General features: G+C 62.2%; 16 protein-coding genes and 1 pseudogene. 7 read left to right on the top strand and 10 right to left on the bottom strand.

Annotated features, from left to right (window positions below; all coding sequences use genetic code 11):
* Positions 1-4: 4 nt before the first annotated feature.
* From JFN91_RS09065 to JFN91_RS09045, 5 genes are all read right to left on the bottom strand, one after another.
* On the bottom strand, positions 5-1861 hold the full coding sequence (locus tag JFN91_RS09065; RefSeq protein ID WP_199388871.1) for a methyl-accepting chemotaxis protein: 1857 nt from the start codon (positions 1859-1861) through the stop codon (positions 5-7).
* 140 nt (positions 1862-2001) lie between these two features.
* Positions 2002-2607, bottom strand: a complete 606-nt coding sequence (locus JFN91_RS09060; protein ID WP_199388870.1) for a chemotaxis protein CheW — start codon at positions 2605-2607, stop codon at positions 2002-2004.
* A 33-nt stretch (positions 2608-2640) separates the two neighbouring features.
* The gene (locus JFN91_RS09055; protein WP_328746503.1) at positions 2641-4095 is read right to left on the bottom strand and encodes a CheR family methyltransferase; all 1455 of its coding nucleotides are present in this window, start codon (positions 4093-4095) and stop codon (positions 2641-2643) included.
* Positions 4088-4531, bottom strand: coding sequence for a chemotaxis protein CheW (locus JFN91_RS09050; RefSeq protein WP_328746514.1), 444 nt, complete (start codon positions 4529-4531; stop codon positions 4088-4090). The genes JFN91_RS09055 and JFN91_RS09050 overlap by 8 nt, the downstream gene beginning before the upstream one ends.
* Positions 4532-4827: 296 nt before the next feature.
* On the bottom strand, positions 4828-5406 hold the full coding sequence (locus tag JFN91_RS09045; protein ID WP_199388869.1) for an acyl carrier protein phosphodiesterase: 579 nt from the start codon (positions 5404-5406) through the stop codon (positions 4828-4830).
* Between the two features lie 47 nt (positions 5407-5453).
* Here JFN91_RS09045 and JFN91_RS09040 point away from each other — a divergent pair, with 47 nt between their 5' ends.
* Positions 5454-6236, top strand: a complete 783-nt coding sequence (locus JFN91_RS09040; protein ID WP_199388868.1) for an ADP-ribosylglycohydrolase family protein — start codon at positions 5454-5456, stop codon at positions 6234-6236.
* Between the two features lie 109 nt (positions 6237-6345).
* Here JFN91_RS09040 and JFN91_RS09035 read toward each other — a convergent pair whose 3' ends face one another.
* From JFN91_RS09035 to dmpI, 3 genes are all read right to left on the bottom strand, one after another.
* Positions 6346-6570 carry a hypothetical protein gene (locus JFN91_RS09035; RefSeq protein ID WP_199388867.1) on the bottom strand — a complete coding sequence of 75 codons (225 nt, stop codon included), beginning with the start codon at positions 6568-6570 and terminating at the stop codon, positions 6346-6348.
* Positions 6571-6669: 99 nt separating this feature from the next.
* The gene (locus JFN91_RS09030) at positions 6670-7242 is read right to left on the bottom strand and encodes a flavin reductase family protein (protein WP_199388866.1); all 573 of its coding nucleotides are present in this window, start codon (positions 7240-7242) and stop codon (positions 6670-6672) included.
* Positions 7243-7258: 16 nt separating this feature from the next.
* Entirely contained in the window at positions 7259-7450 is a 192-nt protein-coding gene (gene dmpI, locus JFN91_RS09025) for a 4-oxalocrotonate tautomerase DmpI (RefSeq protein WP_199388865.1), read from the bottom strand.
* 292 nt (positions 7451-7742) lie between these two features.
* On the opposite strand from dmpI, the pseudogene JFN91_RS09020 reads away from it, so the two are divergent.
* Positions 7743-8063: pseudogene (locus JFN91_RS09020) on the top strand (peptide chain release factor-like protein); the annotation flags it as partial.
* A 209-nt stretch (positions 8064-8272) separates the two neighbouring features.
* Here the strand turns inward: JFN91_RS09020 and JFN91_RS09015 are convergent.
* Positions 8273-9178, bottom strand: coding sequence for a selenium metabolism-associated LysR family transcriptional regulator (locus JFN91_RS09015; protein ID WP_199388863.1), 906 nt, complete (start codon positions 9176-9178; stop codon positions 8273-8275).
* A 147-nt stretch (positions 9179-9325) separates the two neighbouring features.
* On the opposite strand from JFN91_RS09015, the gene JFN91_RS09010 reads away from it, so the two are divergent.
* From JFN91_RS09010 to JFN91_RS08990, 5 genes are all read left to right on the top strand, one after another.
* A complete protein-coding gene (locus JFN91_RS09010; protein WP_199388862.1) occupies positions 9326-10087 on the top strand; it encodes an acyl-CoA dehydratase activase in 762 nt (253 codons plus the stop codon).
* Complete coding sequence (locus JFN91_RS09005) at positions 10084-11250, top strand: double-cubane-cluster-containing anaerobic reductase (RefSeq protein WP_199388861.1); 1167 nt, start codon at positions 10084-10086, stop codon at positions 11248-11250. Before JFN91_RS09010 ends, JFN91_RS09005 begins: the two co-directional genes overlap by 4 nt.
* Before the next feature lie 84 nt (positions 11251-11334).
* Positions 11335-12102: a rhodanese-like domain-containing protein gene (locus JFN91_RS09000; RefSeq protein ID WP_199388860.1), complete on the top strand. Its 768-nt coding sequence runs from the start codon at positions 11335-11337 to the stop codon at positions 12100-12102.
* 43 nt (positions 12103-12145) lie between these two features.
* A complete protein-coding gene (locus tag JFN91_RS08995) occupies positions 12146-13156 on the top strand; it encodes a transglutaminase-like domain-containing protein (RefSeq protein WP_199388859.1) in 1011 nt (336 codons plus the stop codon).
* Between the two features lie 374 nt (positions 13157-13530).
* Positions 13531-14466, top strand: coding sequence for a hypothetical protein (locus JFN91_RS08990; protein WP_199388858.1), 936 nt, complete (start codon positions 13531-13533; stop codon positions 14464-14466).
* Positions 14467-14738: 272 nt separating this feature from the next.
* Here the strand turns inward: JFN91_RS08990 and JFN91_RS08985 are convergent, their stop codons facing one another.
* Entirely contained in the window at positions 14739-15962 is a 1224-nt protein-coding gene (locus tag JFN91_RS08985; RefSeq protein WP_199388857.1) for an OmpP1/FadL family transporter, read from the bottom strand.
* Positions 15963-16037 lie beyond the last annotated feature (75 nt).

Below are 16037 nucleotides of genomic sequence, written 5' to 3'. Positions count from 1 at the left end.
GCTGTCATGCCACCTTGTAGCCGCTGACCAGCTGCTGCAGCTTCTGGTTCAGCTCGTAGAGGTTGCGGGCCGCCGCCTCGATCTGGCGCGATCCCTCGACGTTCTGGTCGCTGGCCTGGTTGATGCTCTGGATGGCGATGGCGATCTGGTCCATGCCGATGGCCTGCTCCTGGGTGGAGGTGACGATCTGCAGGGTGGCGTTGGAGGATTCCTCGATGCTGGCGGCGAGCTGGCGGATCGATTCGCCCGCCTCGCTGGACTGCTTCACCCCCGCCTCGACCGCCTTGCTCCCCTGCTCGGTGGCGAGGACCGCGGCGGTGGTCGCCTTCTGGATCTGGCCGATGATGCTTCTCACCTGGGAGGTGGCCTGTTTGGACTGGGTGGCCAGGTTCTTCACCTCCTGGGCCACGACGGCGAAGCCCTTGCCGTGCTCACCCGCCTTGGCCGCCTCGATGGCCGCGTTGACGGCGAGCAGGTTGGACTGCTCGGCAAGGTCCGCGACGGTGGCGATGATCTCGCCGATGGCCTGGCTCTGCTCGGAGAGGTTGACGATGCGCTCGGCGATGAAGCCCATGCGTTCGTCGATCCCCTGCATGCCGCCGATGGCGCTGTTGACCGATTCGCGGCCGGTGCGTGCGATCTGGGTGGAGCGGTGCGCGCTCTCGTACACCTGGCGCGACTTCTGCGAGGTGAGGTCGGTGGTCTGGCGGATTTCCTGGACGGTGGCGTTGGTCTCGGAGATGGAGGTGGCGGTCTGGGCCGAGCTCGAGGCAAGCTCGCTCACAGTGGTCATGATCTCGGCGGCGGAACCGGCCAGCACGTTGACCACCTCGGCGATCTCGACGGTGAGGTTCCTGAGGTTGGCGGTCATGGTCCGGAAGGAGTTGCCCAGCCTGTCCTTGGGGGAGGCGGGGAGCACTTCGATGGTGAGGTCGCCCGACGCGATGCGGTCGGCGTTGTCGGCGAGGCTGTTGAGCGATGCCACCATGTCGCGCATGGCCTTGCCGAAGACGTCGCGCTCGGAGAGCGGCACGACTGCCACGTCGAGGTCCCCCAGCGCGATGCGGTTCGCGGTCTCCCCCATGCCGCGCATGGACTGTACCACCTTACCCATGGCCCTGAGCAACTGGCCGAGTTCATCGGCGGAGTTGCTGTCGATTTCAACCGAGACGTCGCCCTGGGACAAACGGTCGGCGGCCTGCACCGCATCGGAGAGGGGCCTGGTGATGGAGGCGGTGATGGCGAAGGCGATGAGGGCAGCGAGGATGCCGGCAAGGGTGACCAGTATCGCGGTGATGGCGAAGGTGGAGCGCTGGTTGCGCTTGGACTCCTGCGCGAAGGACTCTGCTTTGCCGAAGGAAAATTTCAGTACTTCGTTGACCTGTGCGTCGACCTTGGCGACGACCCGGCGCGCGTAGGTCTTGTGGAACGCCATCGCTTCCTTGATCTTGCCTTGTCGCACCAGGGATACGGTCCGGGACCGGACCTCCTTCCACTGGTCCATCGACTCCTTGATCTGGTCGATTTTGGCCTTGTCGCCAAGGAACTTCTCGCGGGCCACGGCAAGCTGCTGGTAGACGATCTGCTCGCAGTGATCGATGTCGGTGAGGGAGTTTTCCAGGTCCGCCGCGTCGTTGGCGTAGAGCACTACGTCCTTCATGTCGCGGTGCATGCGCACGATGTTGCTGTCCACCTGGTGGATGGCGTTGGTGACCGTGAAGGGGTGTTCGTAGAACTCGCTTAGAAGGTCGCCCTCGGCGGCGATGTTTTTCAGGGAAAGCGCCCCGATCAGGATCAGGAACAGCACCAGCACCGAAAAGCCGGCGGCCAGTCGGGAACGGATCTTCATATTGCTCAGCATGGAACCCCCTAGAAACAGATAAAGATTGAGATCGAGATAAAGAAAACCTCAACGACCCGATCTTTATGTCATTGTCAAAACGTCACCACACTCACTGCTCAACCTTAATCTCAGTGTTAGTCTCAATCTTAGTCTGCCTTTCAGCCCACTTCTTCGTGCACCACCATCCGCGGATCGGCGAGGATGCGGGCCATGTCGAGCAGGGCCAGACGCTCGGCGGTCACCCCGGCGACGAACTCTTCCCTAGGCCCGGTGAAGGTGTCCGGAATGGGGAGCAACTCTCCGCTCGCGACGGTCCTGGTGCCGACGATGCTGTCGGCGAGGACGCCAAACTCCATACGGTCGTCGCACACCACGATGACCCGGTTCAGGTCGGAGAGCCCCAGGGCCGGCAGTTCGAAGAAACGGCGCAGATCGACGATGGAGATGATGCGGCCGCGCAGGTTGGTGATCCCGAGCACGAAGGACGGGGCGCAAAATAGCGGCGTGAAGTCGGTGAGCGGCAGGGTCGCGGCAATGTAGGAGAGCTCGATGGCGTAGCGTTCACCGGACAGCATGAACTCCAGGCACTCCAGGCCGGCCGCTGCGGCGTCCGCCTCAGGCTGCCGGCTCAGCTGGCGGGCCCGTTCCTCGAGCAGCGACTTCTCACGCTCCGGGTCACGTGAGGGGGCATCTGCCGCGGTGAAGGCCGCCTCCTGGCGCTTGAGCAGGGCGGTCCAGTCTATGTTGGAACTCTTTAGCGACATGCGCCTTCTCCAGATACAGTACTGCCGCCGGTGCTACCTGCGGTTCAGGCCGGCGTTCATCCCCTTGATCAACTGCGTCAAAAGCCCCGCCGTGATCCCCTCGGCGTCGGGCAGGACCTCCGCAGGGTCGTAGCGCTGCAGCAGGCGCAGGGCGTTGGCGAAACTCTGCTCTGCTTCCCGCAGTTCCCCACGCTTGCGGCACAGGTTACCCAGGGCGAAGTAGGCGAGCAGGTAGTCGTGGTCCAGGTAGAGCGCCCTTTTCAAGGCCGCCTCGGCAGCGGCCCCGTCACCCATCTGTTCCAGGATCATGGAAAGCAGGTAATGGGTGTGGGCGTTGAGACGCTCCAACAGCAGGGCCTTTTCACATTGTTCCCGCGCCTCCTGATAGCGCCCCAGGTTCGCGTAGCAGCGCGCCGCCAGGGCAAGGTTCTCAGGGAGGTGCGGCGCGAGCAGGGCCAGGCGGGCCGCCTCTTGGTACTCTCCGGCGCGGTACGCGGCGTGTGCCTGCTCGATGCTGTCCGGCAGGGGCCCCACCGGCAGGGCAGAGGCCCCGTGATAAAGTCGGTCGGTTGCCGCAGCAGGGGGCGCTGAAGCAACGCTCGACGCGGCCATCGGTACCGGCACCGGTGCGGGGGGACGCGGCGTTTTCCGGCGCGGTTCCCCCTTCCTGAGCACCAGGGCCCCGTCGTAGTGATGGCAGCTGAAACCGCGCAGTCTCTGGTGGTCCACCTCGGTGGGGCCAACGAAAAGCCAACCTCCCGGTTTCAATGCGGCGTGGAACCTCGCCACCGTCTTTTCGATCTGCTCCGGGTGGAAGTAGAGCATCACGTTGCGGCAGAAGATGATGTCGGTTCCGCCGGTGAGTGCGTTGCCTCTCTCCGCCGCCAGGTTCAATTGGCTGAAGTGCACCATGTTGCGGATGTGGGGCACGATCTCGAAGTGGCCTTCCCCCACGGGAGTGAAATACTCCATGAGCCATTGCGGGGCATTGCGAAAGGACCATTTGCTGTACACCCCACGGTGAGCGCGCTCCAGCGCTTCCTCGTTGATGTCGGTCCCGAGGAGGGTGATGTCCCACTCGGGGAGGTCCTGCAGCAGGCGGCTCAGAACAATGGCAATGGAGTAGGGCTCTTCACCGGTGGAACAACCCGCGCTCCAGATTTTGAGGGTCCTGCCGCCGCGCCGTCGTGCCGCGATGAGCCCGGGAAGTATCTGCCGCTCGAGCACCCGGTAGCTCTTGGGATCGCGCAGGAAGTAGGTCTCGCCGATGGTCAGGGCGCCGCAGAGGGCCTTCATCTGTTCCCGGGACAGCGGAGCCGCCATGAGCTGGAACAGGTAGTGGTCGAGATCCTCGAAGCCGGCCTCCCGTGCCAGCGCGGTCATTTTCTGGGCCAGATCCCCAAAGCGCGCCTCGGGGAAGTGCAGCCCGGTATTCCTGCCTACGAAGGTCGCGAAACTGCGCAGCGCGTGGTGCTGATGGTTAGCCACGCTCCACCTGCTCCAGCGTGGCCGTAATCTGCGCCTGTTCCTCGGGGAAGAGCAGCGTGTCCAGGTCGTGGATCAGCACCAGCCCGTCCGCCGTCCGGGTCACACCGGCCAGGAACCGGGTCCCAGCGACGATCTCGTCGGCCGGCACCACTCCCCCGTCTGCCTGTTCGCAGACCACTTCGGTCGTGTCCACGTGGAGGGCAAGGGCAAGCTTTTGGGTACGGGCGACGACGAACTGGTCTTCGCAGCCGATGCCCCGCTCGGGCAGGCCGAAGCGTCTTCTCAGATTTATGACGGGAATGACTTCCCCCTGCAGGTCCAGGATGCCGAGTACGACGTCCGGGGCATGGGGGATCGTGGTGAGTGCCGCAGCCCTGATCACCCTGGTGACCTGGTCGAGTCTCAGGGCGTAGCGTGTGCCGTCGAGGGCGAAGATGAGCAGGTGGATCGTGTCTATGGTTCTTCTCCATGTGCGACATCAATACGGCGCTCTAATTTACCGCGGGCTTGGCTTCTATTCAAGCGGATTGTTGCGATTTTATGACTGATCTTGTGATTTTTTGCAACAGTAGTTTCGGGTTGGAGTACTGGTGGGGAGCCTGGGCTCTTGAGGGGATGATCATCAGGTTGGCGAATTACAGTGGCCGATGTTGCTGTGACAATCCCGGCCACAGGGAAAACAAACTGCTTCCGTTTGCTGACAGTGGCAAAGGTGCGTCTGTTGATCCTGTTTCAACCGTGTAAGAAATCCTGTGTGTAGCGGTGCACCTCGGGTAGGAATTGCAGGAAATCCTCTTGCAATGCAAGGTAGTTGCGGGTAAGCTCCCTGCCGCCGCCCGCCAGCGGATTGGCGCGCGGCACGCGCCTGGACATGCGCTGCAGAGCGTCGGCAATGCCGTCGGTGGTGAGGTAGGAGGGGATCATGTCCTCGAAGATGACCGGGACCAGCCTCTGCAGCCGTTCCGGCAGCAGGTCGCGGTTCCCCTCTACGATCTTCCTGACCCGGCCGAGGTAGACCGGTAGCGGTTCATCGTGCCACTGCCGCCATGCGCCGGCGAGGAAATGATCGTAGTACAGGTCGACGAGGATGCCGCGGTACAGGCCGAATTCGGGCGCGATGCGCAGGCGGCTGGCGGTGAAAGCGGGATGCCCCTGGGCGAAGGAATCGATGCGCCGGTGCAGTGCCAGTCCCCGGCGCAGGCGCTCGGGGAACCGGCCGGCGAGCGGCCCCTTGACGAAGTCGCCCATGAAGTTGCCGGTGAGGATGGCGGGGTCGTCTCCGGAGAGGTAGAGATGGAAAAGATAGTTCATGGCAGGTGATGATACCAAAACCCCGGCAGAAGGGGTAGGGGGATGACATGCTGGGTGCGCTGACCGGCGACATCGTCGGATCCATCTACGAGTGGAACAACATCAAGACCACGGACTTTCCGCTGTTCCAGGACCACTGCCGTTTCACCGACGACACCGTGCTCACCGTGGCGCTGGCGGACGCCATCATGACCGGTGAACCGTACGCACAAGTGATGCGGCGCTATTACCGCAGGTATCCAGATGCCGGGTACGGCAAGAACTTCGCGCGCTGGGCGGCAGATGACCATGCCGCGCCCTATGACAGCTGGGGCAACGGTTCGGCGATGCGTATCGCGCCTGCCGCCTGGGCTTTCGACTCTCTCGACGAGGTGCTGAAAAAGGCTGAGGAGTATTCCCTTCCCACCCACGGGCACCCGGAAGGGGTGCGTGGGGCGCAGGCCGCAGCGGCGGCAATCTACCTCGGGCGCAGTGGCGCCGGCAAGGAGGAGATGCGCAGTTTCATTGCGGGTCGCTTCGGTTATGACCTGTCCCTTGGCTGTGATGACATCCGTCCGGATTACCGCTTCGACGTCTCCTGCCAGGGCACGCTGCCGCAGGCGCTGGCCGCCTTCTTTGATTCCACGGATTTCGAGAGTGCCGTGAGGCTGGCCGTCTCCTTGGGCGGCGATTCCGACACCCTGGCCTGCATCACCGGGGGGATTGCCCAGGCCTTTTACGGCGGGGTGCCGGCTCCTATCGCGCAGAGCGCGCTCGGTTTTCTGGACGAGCCGCTGAGGAGGGTGACGCTGGAGTTCGAGGGGCGGTTCGTGGGGGGGCGGGGGGTATGAGGGATGGGACTGGCTCCGCCAGGTGCCTGTCCCCTTGGTGTTTGGCAAGCTGGCTGAGCTGAAAGGAGCGTGCCGCTAAAGGGATAGGCACCTCACGGAGCCAGTCCCTTTAGCCGTGTTCGAGGTGCCATTTGTCCATGGCGGTATGGTAGTCGTCCTGCATTTCTTCGAGTATGCCGTAGGCATCACGTGCCTGCGCGGGTTCCGGACCCGGTAGGGGCGCCCGCGCTGCCTCTGCTTCTTCGATACACGCCTCAGGTAGAATGGAGGCCAGCATCTCGATGATCTGCTGCAGCCGATCCAGCACCTCACCCTCGAAGGTCTCGTTGTCCATGGTCGTCCCCGGTCCGGGCCCAGCCCGCCTCCGGCAGGATCCAGCGCCCCTTGGTTTATTGACGGGAACGATTATACCGTAGGAACGGCAACCATCCAGTTACTTCATCAACTGCTTGCCGATGTCGAATCCCTGGCCGACCACCTCGCCCAAAGCGTAGTAGGCGCGGTTGGTCGGACTGTAGACGAGCGGCTGCACCTTGGCCGGATCGGGAAGCCCCTTGGCGTCGAGAACGGACTCGTCCGCCTTCACATCGACGATCTCGCCGATGAACTGGGTGTGCACTCCGACTTCGACGGTTTGCAGCAGGCGGCATTCGATGACCAGGGGGAATTCGCCGACATAGGGTGCATCGACCAGGTCGCTCTTCACAGCGGTGAGTCCCGCCTGGGCGAACTTGTCCTCGTTCTTGCCGGAAGCGATGCCGGCATAGTCGGCGGCGACGACGAACTGCTGCGACGGGATGTTGACCGTAAAGGCTCCGCGCTTCAGGATGGCGTCGTAGCTGTGGCGCGACTTGCGCAAGGAGATGGTGACCGAGGCAGGGTCGGAGCAGCAGACGCCGCCCCAGGCAACGGTGGCCAGGTTCGCTTTACCAGTTATATCGTACGTGCCCACCAGCCATACCGGGGTCGGCATGGCGTGGGGGCCTTTGCCCACGCTCTTTTTCATATGTTCTCCTGTGCCTTTACTTGAGGATGTCGGACAGCAGCTTGCCGCCCACGCCGATGTTCTCGCGCTCCATCTCTTTGATGAAGACGATGAACTTTTCCGCGGGAATCTGGGTGACGGAACTGGCTGCTTCGGTCAAAGCCTGCACGAGCTGGCCTTTTTTCTCTTTGTTCTCGATGATGCCGAGGTCGATGGTGATAACGGGCATGGTTCTACTCTCCTTATAGCGGATGTAGTGTTGAAGGTGGCCAATGTAGCAAATATTGCCCGTGACATCAACCGCGGGAAGCGGCGTTCGCACAGTTTGAGCAGTACAGGCGGTATTACCCGTACAGGTAAGTAACTGCGAGTGTTGTGTCGGTCCCAGGTGAGAAAGCTTGGGGGGCTGGTGCAGTCGTGATATATTCACGTGATTGTAGCAAAGGGGATTTCAGGTAAGGGGGACAGGCACCTGCGGAGCCAGTCCCCTTGCGGCAGCGGTAAGGAAGAGGTAAATGGCAGAAATCAAGGAATCAGAAATCAAAGTGGAGTTTTACCGCGCGTCGGGGCCGGGAGGGCAGCATCGCAACACGACCGACTCGGCCGTGCGCATCCGGCACCTGCCGACGGGGATCGTGGCCCAGGCCAGCGAGAGCCGCTCGCAGGCGCAGAACCGGGAGATGGCGCTGCAGCGCCTGGCTGAACTGCTGCGCAGGCGCGAGTTGAAAAGGAAGAAGCGGATCGCTACCAAGGTGCCCCGCGGCGCCAAGGAGAAGCGGCTTTCGGATAAGAAGGCGGTGTCGGAGAGGAAGAAGCAGAGGTCCAGATCGAACGATGGCTGAGAGGTTAAGGGGGGGGCGTGATGCCCTTGTCTCGCCAGGGGATAGGGCGCACGAAGGCCCCCCTGTATCGATACGATCTCGCTCCCAAGGTCCGCCTTGGGAACGCAAAGCCTTTCAGAAGCTCCAGCTTCCCTCGGATACATAGCTGGAGCTTTGCACCATATGGGGTTCCCAAGCTGGAGCTTGGGAACCAGGAACCACCTACAGGTTCACTGCTCCACCGGCCTGAACATCTCCAGCATGATGTTCCTGAAGGCTTGTGCCGCCGGGGACATTTCACGCCCTTTGCGACTGGCAAGGTAAAACTGGCGCTTGATGGACACGCCATCCACCGGCACCTGGATCAGCGTGCCCTGTTCCAATTCGTGCCACACCGAAATGGCGGAGACGAAGGAAACGCCGATCCCCGAGATCACCGCACGCTTCACCGCCTCGTTGCTCCCCAGGTGCGCAGCCACCCGCAGCCGCGCCGGATCGATGCCCGCTTCACGCAAGGCCTGGGCGGCAGCTTTGCCGGTCCCGGAGCCCGTTTCGCGCAGCACCACGGGGTCACCGAGCAGTTCCTCCTTGCTGATCGCCTTCACCTGACCCCAACGATGCCCGGCGCGGGCAATCAGCACCAGTTCGTCCTCGGCAAAGGGTACGAATTCGAGGGTCTCCTCCTCGAAACGGCCGCCCACCACGCCCAGTTCCACCTCTTCGGATAGTAACTTCCCCAGCACGTCACGGCTGTCGCCCTGCCTGAGCACTATGGTCACACCGGGGAACCGGTCGATCAGCAGGGGGAGAGCAGCCGGGATCATGTATTCCCCCGGAATGCTGCTCCCCGCGACGTTCAACTCTGCTTCCTCGATCCCCTTGAAACGGGCCAGCGCAACCGGTATCTCCCTGGCGTACTCCAGCAGTTTGCGGGCGCGCTCCAGGAGAATCTTGCCTCCCTCGGTAGGAAGTGCTCCCTTGCCGGTCCGATCCAGCAGTTTCATGCCGAATTCGCTCTCAAGAGCAGAGATGTGCTGACTTACGGTGGATTGAGTGATGTAGGAGACTTCTGCGCCCTTCGAGAAGCTGCCAGTTTCGGCAACGTTGATGAAAACTTCCAGCTGTTTCAGATTCACCATACCCTCCTATTAGAGAATGCGATCGGTGTTATTAATTTCATCGAATTTATCAATTTGACTCCCGCGGGTCAATTAGTTATTCATGTCAGTGGTTTTCCTTCATCCCCTCCTCCTTTCGGCATCCCTTTTCAGTGAGTGACAAAGATGGTAGCAGCAGGTATCGATATAGGCTCGACAGGGACAAAGGCGGTCATCTTCGATGGCGAGATCCGCGCCAGCGTGGTCGTCCCCACGGGCTGGGATCCCAAGGCGGCAGGGCTCGAGGCCTATCGTCAGGCGCTTGAGTGCGCAGGCATCGAGGCAGATGAGGTGCAAAGCATCGTCGGGACCGGCTATGGCCGGGTTTCCCTCCCCATATTCGACCGCAAGGTCACCGAGATCACCTGCCACGCCCGCGGGGCCCATTTCCTGTACCCGGAAACGCGCAGCGTGATCGACATCGGCGGCCAGGACAGCAAGGTGATCAGCGTGGATGCGCAGGGGCGCGTGGCCGAGTTCGCCATGAACGACAAGTGCGCCGCCGGCACCGGCCGTTTTCTGCAGGTCATGGCCGGCGTGCTCGACGTATCCCTGGAGCAGTTGGGCCAGCTGGCCGTCGGGGCAACGCCGGTACCCATCTCCAGCATGTGCGCCGTGTTCGCGGAGTCCGAGGTGATCGGCCTGCTGGCGCGCGGCACCGACAAGGGGAGCATCGCAGCCGGCATCTTCCACTCCATCGCCGGCCGCATCCAGGGGCTGGCAGGAAAGGTATCCCTTTCGCACCGGGTCACCTTCAGCGGCGGTGTCGCGTTGAACCGTGAACTCTGTCGCGCTATCGGTACCAGCCTGGGCGTGGACATGTGCGTCCCGCAGGCGCCGCAGATGGTCGGTGCCCTGGGTGCCGCCATCCTGGGGTACGAGGCATGAGCGAAATCTGTGCAGCTTTCGACGAGATCGCGGGCCTGAGGGAAAAAAACGCTATCACGCTCAAGGTCGCCAAGGACCGGGGCCGCAAGGTGGTCGGCACTTACTGCCTATTCTCTCCGGTGGAACTGATCGTCGCCGCCGGTGCTATCCCGGTATCGCTATGCGGCACCAGCCCGACGCCCATCCCCGCTGCCGAGAAGGTGCTGCCGCGCTCGCTTTGCCCGCTGATCAAGTCCAGCTACGGTTTTGCGCTTACCGACACCTGTCCCTTCTTCCACTTCTCCGACCTGCTACTCGCCGAGACCACCTGCGACGGCAAGAAGAAGATGTACGAGCTTTTGGGGGAGATGAAACCGCTGCACCTGATGCAACTGCCCCAGGTGCAGGACGAGGCGGCGCTGGAGTACTGGGTCCTGGAGCTGAAGCGGCTGATAGGGCGCCTGGAAGAGGCCTTCGACGTCAAGATCACCCCGGAGAAGCTGGCTGCGGCAATACTGCTGCTCAACGAGGAGCGCCGTTCTCTCAAAGCCCTGCAGGATCTTCAGAAAAGAAAGCCGGCGCCGATCTCGGGCATGGACCTGCTTACCGTGCTGCACAACCGCGGCTTCACCGTGGACAAGCGCGAGGCGATCGACCTTATCGACCGGCTGACCGCAGAACTGACCGAGCTGAGCGAGCAGGGCATCTCTCCCTTCACCTTGAAGACGCCGCGCATCCTGTTGACCGGGGTACCGGTCGGGATCGGCTCCGATAAGGTCGTGCGCCTGGTCGAGGAGTTGGGGGGAAGCGTGGTCTGCTTCGAGAGCTGCGGCGCCTACAAGAAGGTGGACCCGGTGCAGCCGGGCAAGGATCTGCTCCGGTCCATAGCGCAAAAGTACCTGCGTGTGCCCTGTTCGTGCATGTCGCCCAACAAGGGACGGTTGCAGCTGCTCGAGGAACTGGTGCGGGAGTTCGAGGCGGACGGGGTGATCGATCTCACCTGGCAAGGGTGCCACACCTACAACGTCGAATCGTTTACGGTGAAGCGCCACCTGCAGGAGACGGTGCAGGTCCCTTTCCTGCAGATCGAGACCGATTATTCCGAATCGGACACGGAGCAGTTGAAGGTGCGGATCGAAGCCTTCCTGGAGTTGATCGGCACCAGGAGGGGTGGGCGCCCTTGAGAGTTCCACGGCGCGGAGAGCTGTTTGACGACTGCAGGTACCATGTCGATTCTGTCATGTCATTTCAATTGAATGGAGGTCACCATGAAAAGCATCACCCGCTTTGTCGGCAGTTCGGTCCTTTCCCTGTTAGCGCTGTTCCTGTTGCTGGCCACCGCGATGCCGGCTATCGCCGCGGATGCCGAGTTCAAGACGGTCTCCAGTGAAGTCCTGAGGGACATGCTGGAAGAGAAACGGGCTTTCACCCTGGTTGACGCCCGCACCAACGACGAATACCAGGTGGCCCACCTGGTGAGTGCGATCAGTATCCCGGACAAGGAGTTCGAGAAGAACATCGCGCTGCTCCCCAAGGACAAAGGGGCGCTGATCGTCTTGTACTGCAACGGCGTCAAGTGCGGCAAAAGCAAGAAGGTGGCCCAGAAGGCGAAGGAGGCAGGGTACACCAACCTGGTCATCTATGCCGACGGGTTCCCGGTCTGGGAAGAGAAGGGGTTCCCGATCGTAGCCGGCCCCGAGTATGCCAAGAAGATCGATACCCGCAAGCTTAGCCCGGTGCAGCTCAAGCAGATCCTGGCAGAGAAAAAGGACGCCTACGTGCTGGTCGACGTCCGCGACGAGTTCGAGTTTGCCGAGGGGCACATCGATGGGGCGATCAACATCCCCGCTGAGAGCTTCGCCGCCAAATCGGGTGTGCTTCCCAAAGAGAAGGGGATCATCGTGTACTGCAACAGCGGCGGGCGCAGCTATTCCGCCTACAGAAAATTGATGAAGCTCGCCTATCCTTCCATCTTCCAGGCCATCCTGGCCGAATGGAAGGATGCTGGTTTTCCCGTCGTAAAATCAAAACTTTAACACCCGTAGTTATTCCAATACTTCCAGAAACAAAGGAGCACGAATGAAAAGGTTGTTGTTGTCAATGCTGGCGCTTTCCCTCTGTGTCACCCCCGCCGCCTGGGCCAAAAGCCGCAGCGGCCAGGTGACCGTCGAGGTCGATCTTTCCAAGCAGGAGGCGGGCAAGGAAACCAGGCTCTGGATCCCCTACGCGGTCTCCGACGCGTATCAGAACGTGACCGACGTCAAGGTGAGCGGCGATTTTGCCGCATCGGCGGTCTACACCGACCGCGCCAACGGCACTCCCATGCTGTACGCCCAGTGGGACAAGGATGCCAAGAGCAGGAAGCTCGTCTACAGCTTCAACGTCCAGCGCGAAGAGATCCGCATCAAGGACCTGTCCGCAAAGGAGCCGGCCTGGAACCGCGCCGACTACGCTGAGTACCTGAAGCCGACCTCGATGGGGCCGGTGGACGGCGAGGTGAAGAAACTTGCCGACAGCATCGTGAAGGGGAAGACCACGGTTCTCGACAAGGCCAAGGCGATCTACGACTGGGCCTGCGAGAACATGTACCGCGACCCGGCCACGGTAGGGTGCGGCAAGGGCGACGTCTGCGAACTGCTGAAAAAGCCGGGCGGCAAGTGCACCGACATCTCCTCGGTGTACATCGCGCTGGCGCGTGCGGCGGGCGTTCCGGCGCGCGAGGTGTTCGGGCTGCGCCTGGGCAAGAAGGCGGAGGAGGATGTCACTACCTGGCAGCACTGCTGGGTCGAGTTCTTCCTCCCGGGGACCGGCTGGGTGCCGGTTGACCCGGCTGACGTGAGAAAGGCGATGCTGGTGGAAAAGCTGGAGCTGAAAGACGCCAAGACCCGCGAGTACCGCGACTACTTCTGGGGCGGCATCGATCCCTACCGCTTCAAGATCGCTTCCGGGCGCGACCTGGTGCTCAACCCGCCGCAGGCGGGCGCTCCGCTCAACACCTTCGGCTATCCCTACGCGGAAGTGGGGGGCAAGGTGCCGGACTGGTACGATCCCAAGGGGTTCAGCTACCGCATCAGCTTCAAGGAAAAGTAATAGAGTAGCAGCTTCATCAGTTGTTCCTTTATTTGGGCCGCGCAGCGATGCGCGGCTCTTTTTTTGGTGAGGAAGCGCGCCTTGCAAAAGAGGGGCAAAGCAAAATCCCCCCTGTCCCCCCTTCGCAAAAGGGGGGGACGTGAGGGCTTCTCTGTCCTTTGAAGGAACCGTGAAGGAGGGGACTGGCTCCGCCAGGTGCCTGTCCCCCTGGCTTGGGTAAGGTGGGTGAGCGGAGTGGAGCGTGCCGCTAGAGGGAGGCACCGAAGCGGAGCCAGTCCCTTCTGCTAAGCGCTGAACCTTTTTTGTTTGTGTGGCTGCGGCGATTGATGTATCTTCCCACGCAGTTGTTTCGAATTTCTTACCAGGAGCATACCGTGCAGATTCGCATCGTTATCGCCGCGTCCCTGCTTGGCGCGAGCTTGATCACCGCCCCGGCCGGGGCTTCCGAAGCCATCCCGACTACTCTGCCGACGAGTGCCATCCCGGCCCCTGTCGCCGCGGCGCCTGCCGATCAGGCCGCCACCATCGCGGCACTCACCAGGGAGAACGCGCTTCTGCAGGAGAAGCTGAAGGCCATGGAGAGCTGCAGCATCAGCTCCACCGACCTCGCAGCTCGTAACTCCAAGAAACTCAAGGAAATCACCGCCGACGTGCGCGCCCAGCGCCAGTCCATGGCCGAGTTCGAAAGCTACGTGAAGTGGATGTCCGGCCACGTCGCCAGTTACTCCAAGTACATCCAGGCGAGCTCCGTCGCCGCACGCTTCGTGAGATTCTTCCCGATTCCCTACGCGGGGCAGGCCTCGCTCTTTACCAAGTTCGTCTCCGACTCGGCGGTCTCCCTCGGCGCTGCTTCGGTTTCCATCAACAAGTACCTGGGGACCTCGCAGCAGTTCCTGTCCAGGGCCGACGCACTGGACCCGAACAAGCCGACCTACAACCAGGACGTCTCCGACCTGGTGCGCTTCGCCGACCAGGACCTTTTGAAGGGGATGTCCGAGGTGCAGGACCGTCTCACCACCACCAGCCAGCTTTCCGCCTCCTCGCTTTCCTTCCTGGAGAGCGTGAACCACTACGTGGGTTCCGGCGACGAGGCGCTGACCAAGGCGAAGTCCTTCCTGAAGAGCGACGAGAAGGCCGAGAAGAGCTTCCTGGCCGAGAGCACCACCTCGCTGCGCAACAAGGCCCAGGTCTTCAACGGCAAGCTGCAACTCTTCGACGCCACGGTGAAGAAGACGGCCCCGCAGATCAAGGCGCTGGTCGCCTACGACGACCTGGCGCGCAGCCTGGACCCGAAGTTCGCCAAGAAATAGGGGAGGGGAGGGCAAAGCTCAGCGCACCATAGGCGCAGCTGCCGACGCCCTCACCCGGCCTTCGGCCGCCCTCTCCCGGTGGGCGAGGGGAAACGTAAAAAAGGCCTCTCCTTATCTGGGAGAGGCCTTTTTTCATGCATCATGCGCGGCTGCTGCGGAGGAGGGGACTGGCTCCGCCAGGTGCCTGTCCCCTTAGTTTTTGTAGACGGTGGCTGTGCTGAAGGGAGTGTCCCACTAGAGGGACAGGCACCTGACGGAGACTGTCCCTTCTGCTAGAACTTGTACCCCAGCGACAGGGCGACGAGGTGGGCGTCGCTTTGGTACTTGCCGTTGGCGGTGCTGGTGGGGACGAAGGGATTCAGGCCGGTGTTGTTGTTCTTGTTCCGGTTCTCGTAATACTGGTAGCCGTAGGCGACGGCAACGGTAAAGGGCTTCAGGTCGATATCGGTGCCTGCACAGAAGACGTGGGTCTTGGCGTCCGGGATGGAGGGGTCGAAGGTGCTGTCGGGCACGGCGGTGCCGCCGTAGACGTAGCCGGCCGAAAGGGCGACCCTCGGGTCGAACTGGTATCTGCCGCCGAGGTTGAGCCCCCAGCTATCCTTCCAGTCCCTCTGGGTGGACACGGACTGGCCGTTGTCCAGCCGGATGTCCAGGTTCTTGAACTTCGACCACCCTTCCCAGCGCACGCCGGCTTCCATGGTGAGTTTGTCGATCCCTTTGTAGGCGACGCCCGCGGTGAACTGCGGCGGGAGGGTGAGGTCGGTCTTGCCGCCGCTGTTGAAAGCGGGGACCGAGAAGGTGGCATCGCCGGAGATGTCGACATGCACCTGGCTGCGATACGAGGCGCCGACGGTCAGGTCGCGGGTGATGTCGTAGGCCGCGCCGATGTTGAAGCCGACACCGGTTCCGTCACCCTTGAACCTGGAGCCGACGTCCGGGCCTCCGGTGAAGACCTTGCGCTCCAGCGTGGCATCGAGAAGCATCACGTCGAGACCGGCCGCCAGGGTGAGGGAAGGGATCACGCGGTAAGAGAAGACGGGGTTGATATCGAAGGTCTTCAGGGTGGACTTGGTGGCGATGTAGCGGCCGTCCCAGTTGCTGTCCCACCTGGTACCCAGCCCGAAGGGGTTGAAGATGCCCAGACCGGCGCTGGCCTGGTCGTTGAACTTGTGGGTCACGTAGAGGTGGCTCGGGAAGAAGACGGAGTCGTCGGAGGCGTCGTTGCCGCCGACGGAACTGGTGTACTCGCGCGAGGAGAAAATGGCGGTGGTGCCGGCCAGTACCTGGGTCCCGTCCAGCTTGCTCATCAGCGCCGGGTTGTAAAAGATGGTGCTGGCATCGCTGGTGTGAGCGGTCACGGCGTTACCTTGGCCGAGGGCGCTGGCCCCGTGAGTGAAGACGGCATAGCCGGCGGCAAGTGCGGACGAAGGTGCGCCGGCTCCCAGCGCGACCGCCGAAGCCAGCATCCCGGCGATCAGGCTCTTCCTGTAGTTCATAGATCCTCCTGGAATTAAAGTGCGACGTTGACGAATCGTCGCGGCTGCAGGTAACATGGCTGTCGTGGTTGACTG

It is taken from the genome of Geomonas anaerohicana (assembly GCF_016458305.1).
In the GTDB taxonomy this organism is placed as follows: domain Bacteria; phylum Desulfobacterota; class Desulfuromonadia; order Geobacterales; family Geobacteraceae; genus Geomonas; species Geomonas anaerohicana.
Note: the sequence above shows the minus strand (reverse complement) of the source record. Positions and strands in the feature narration are given on the sequence as shown.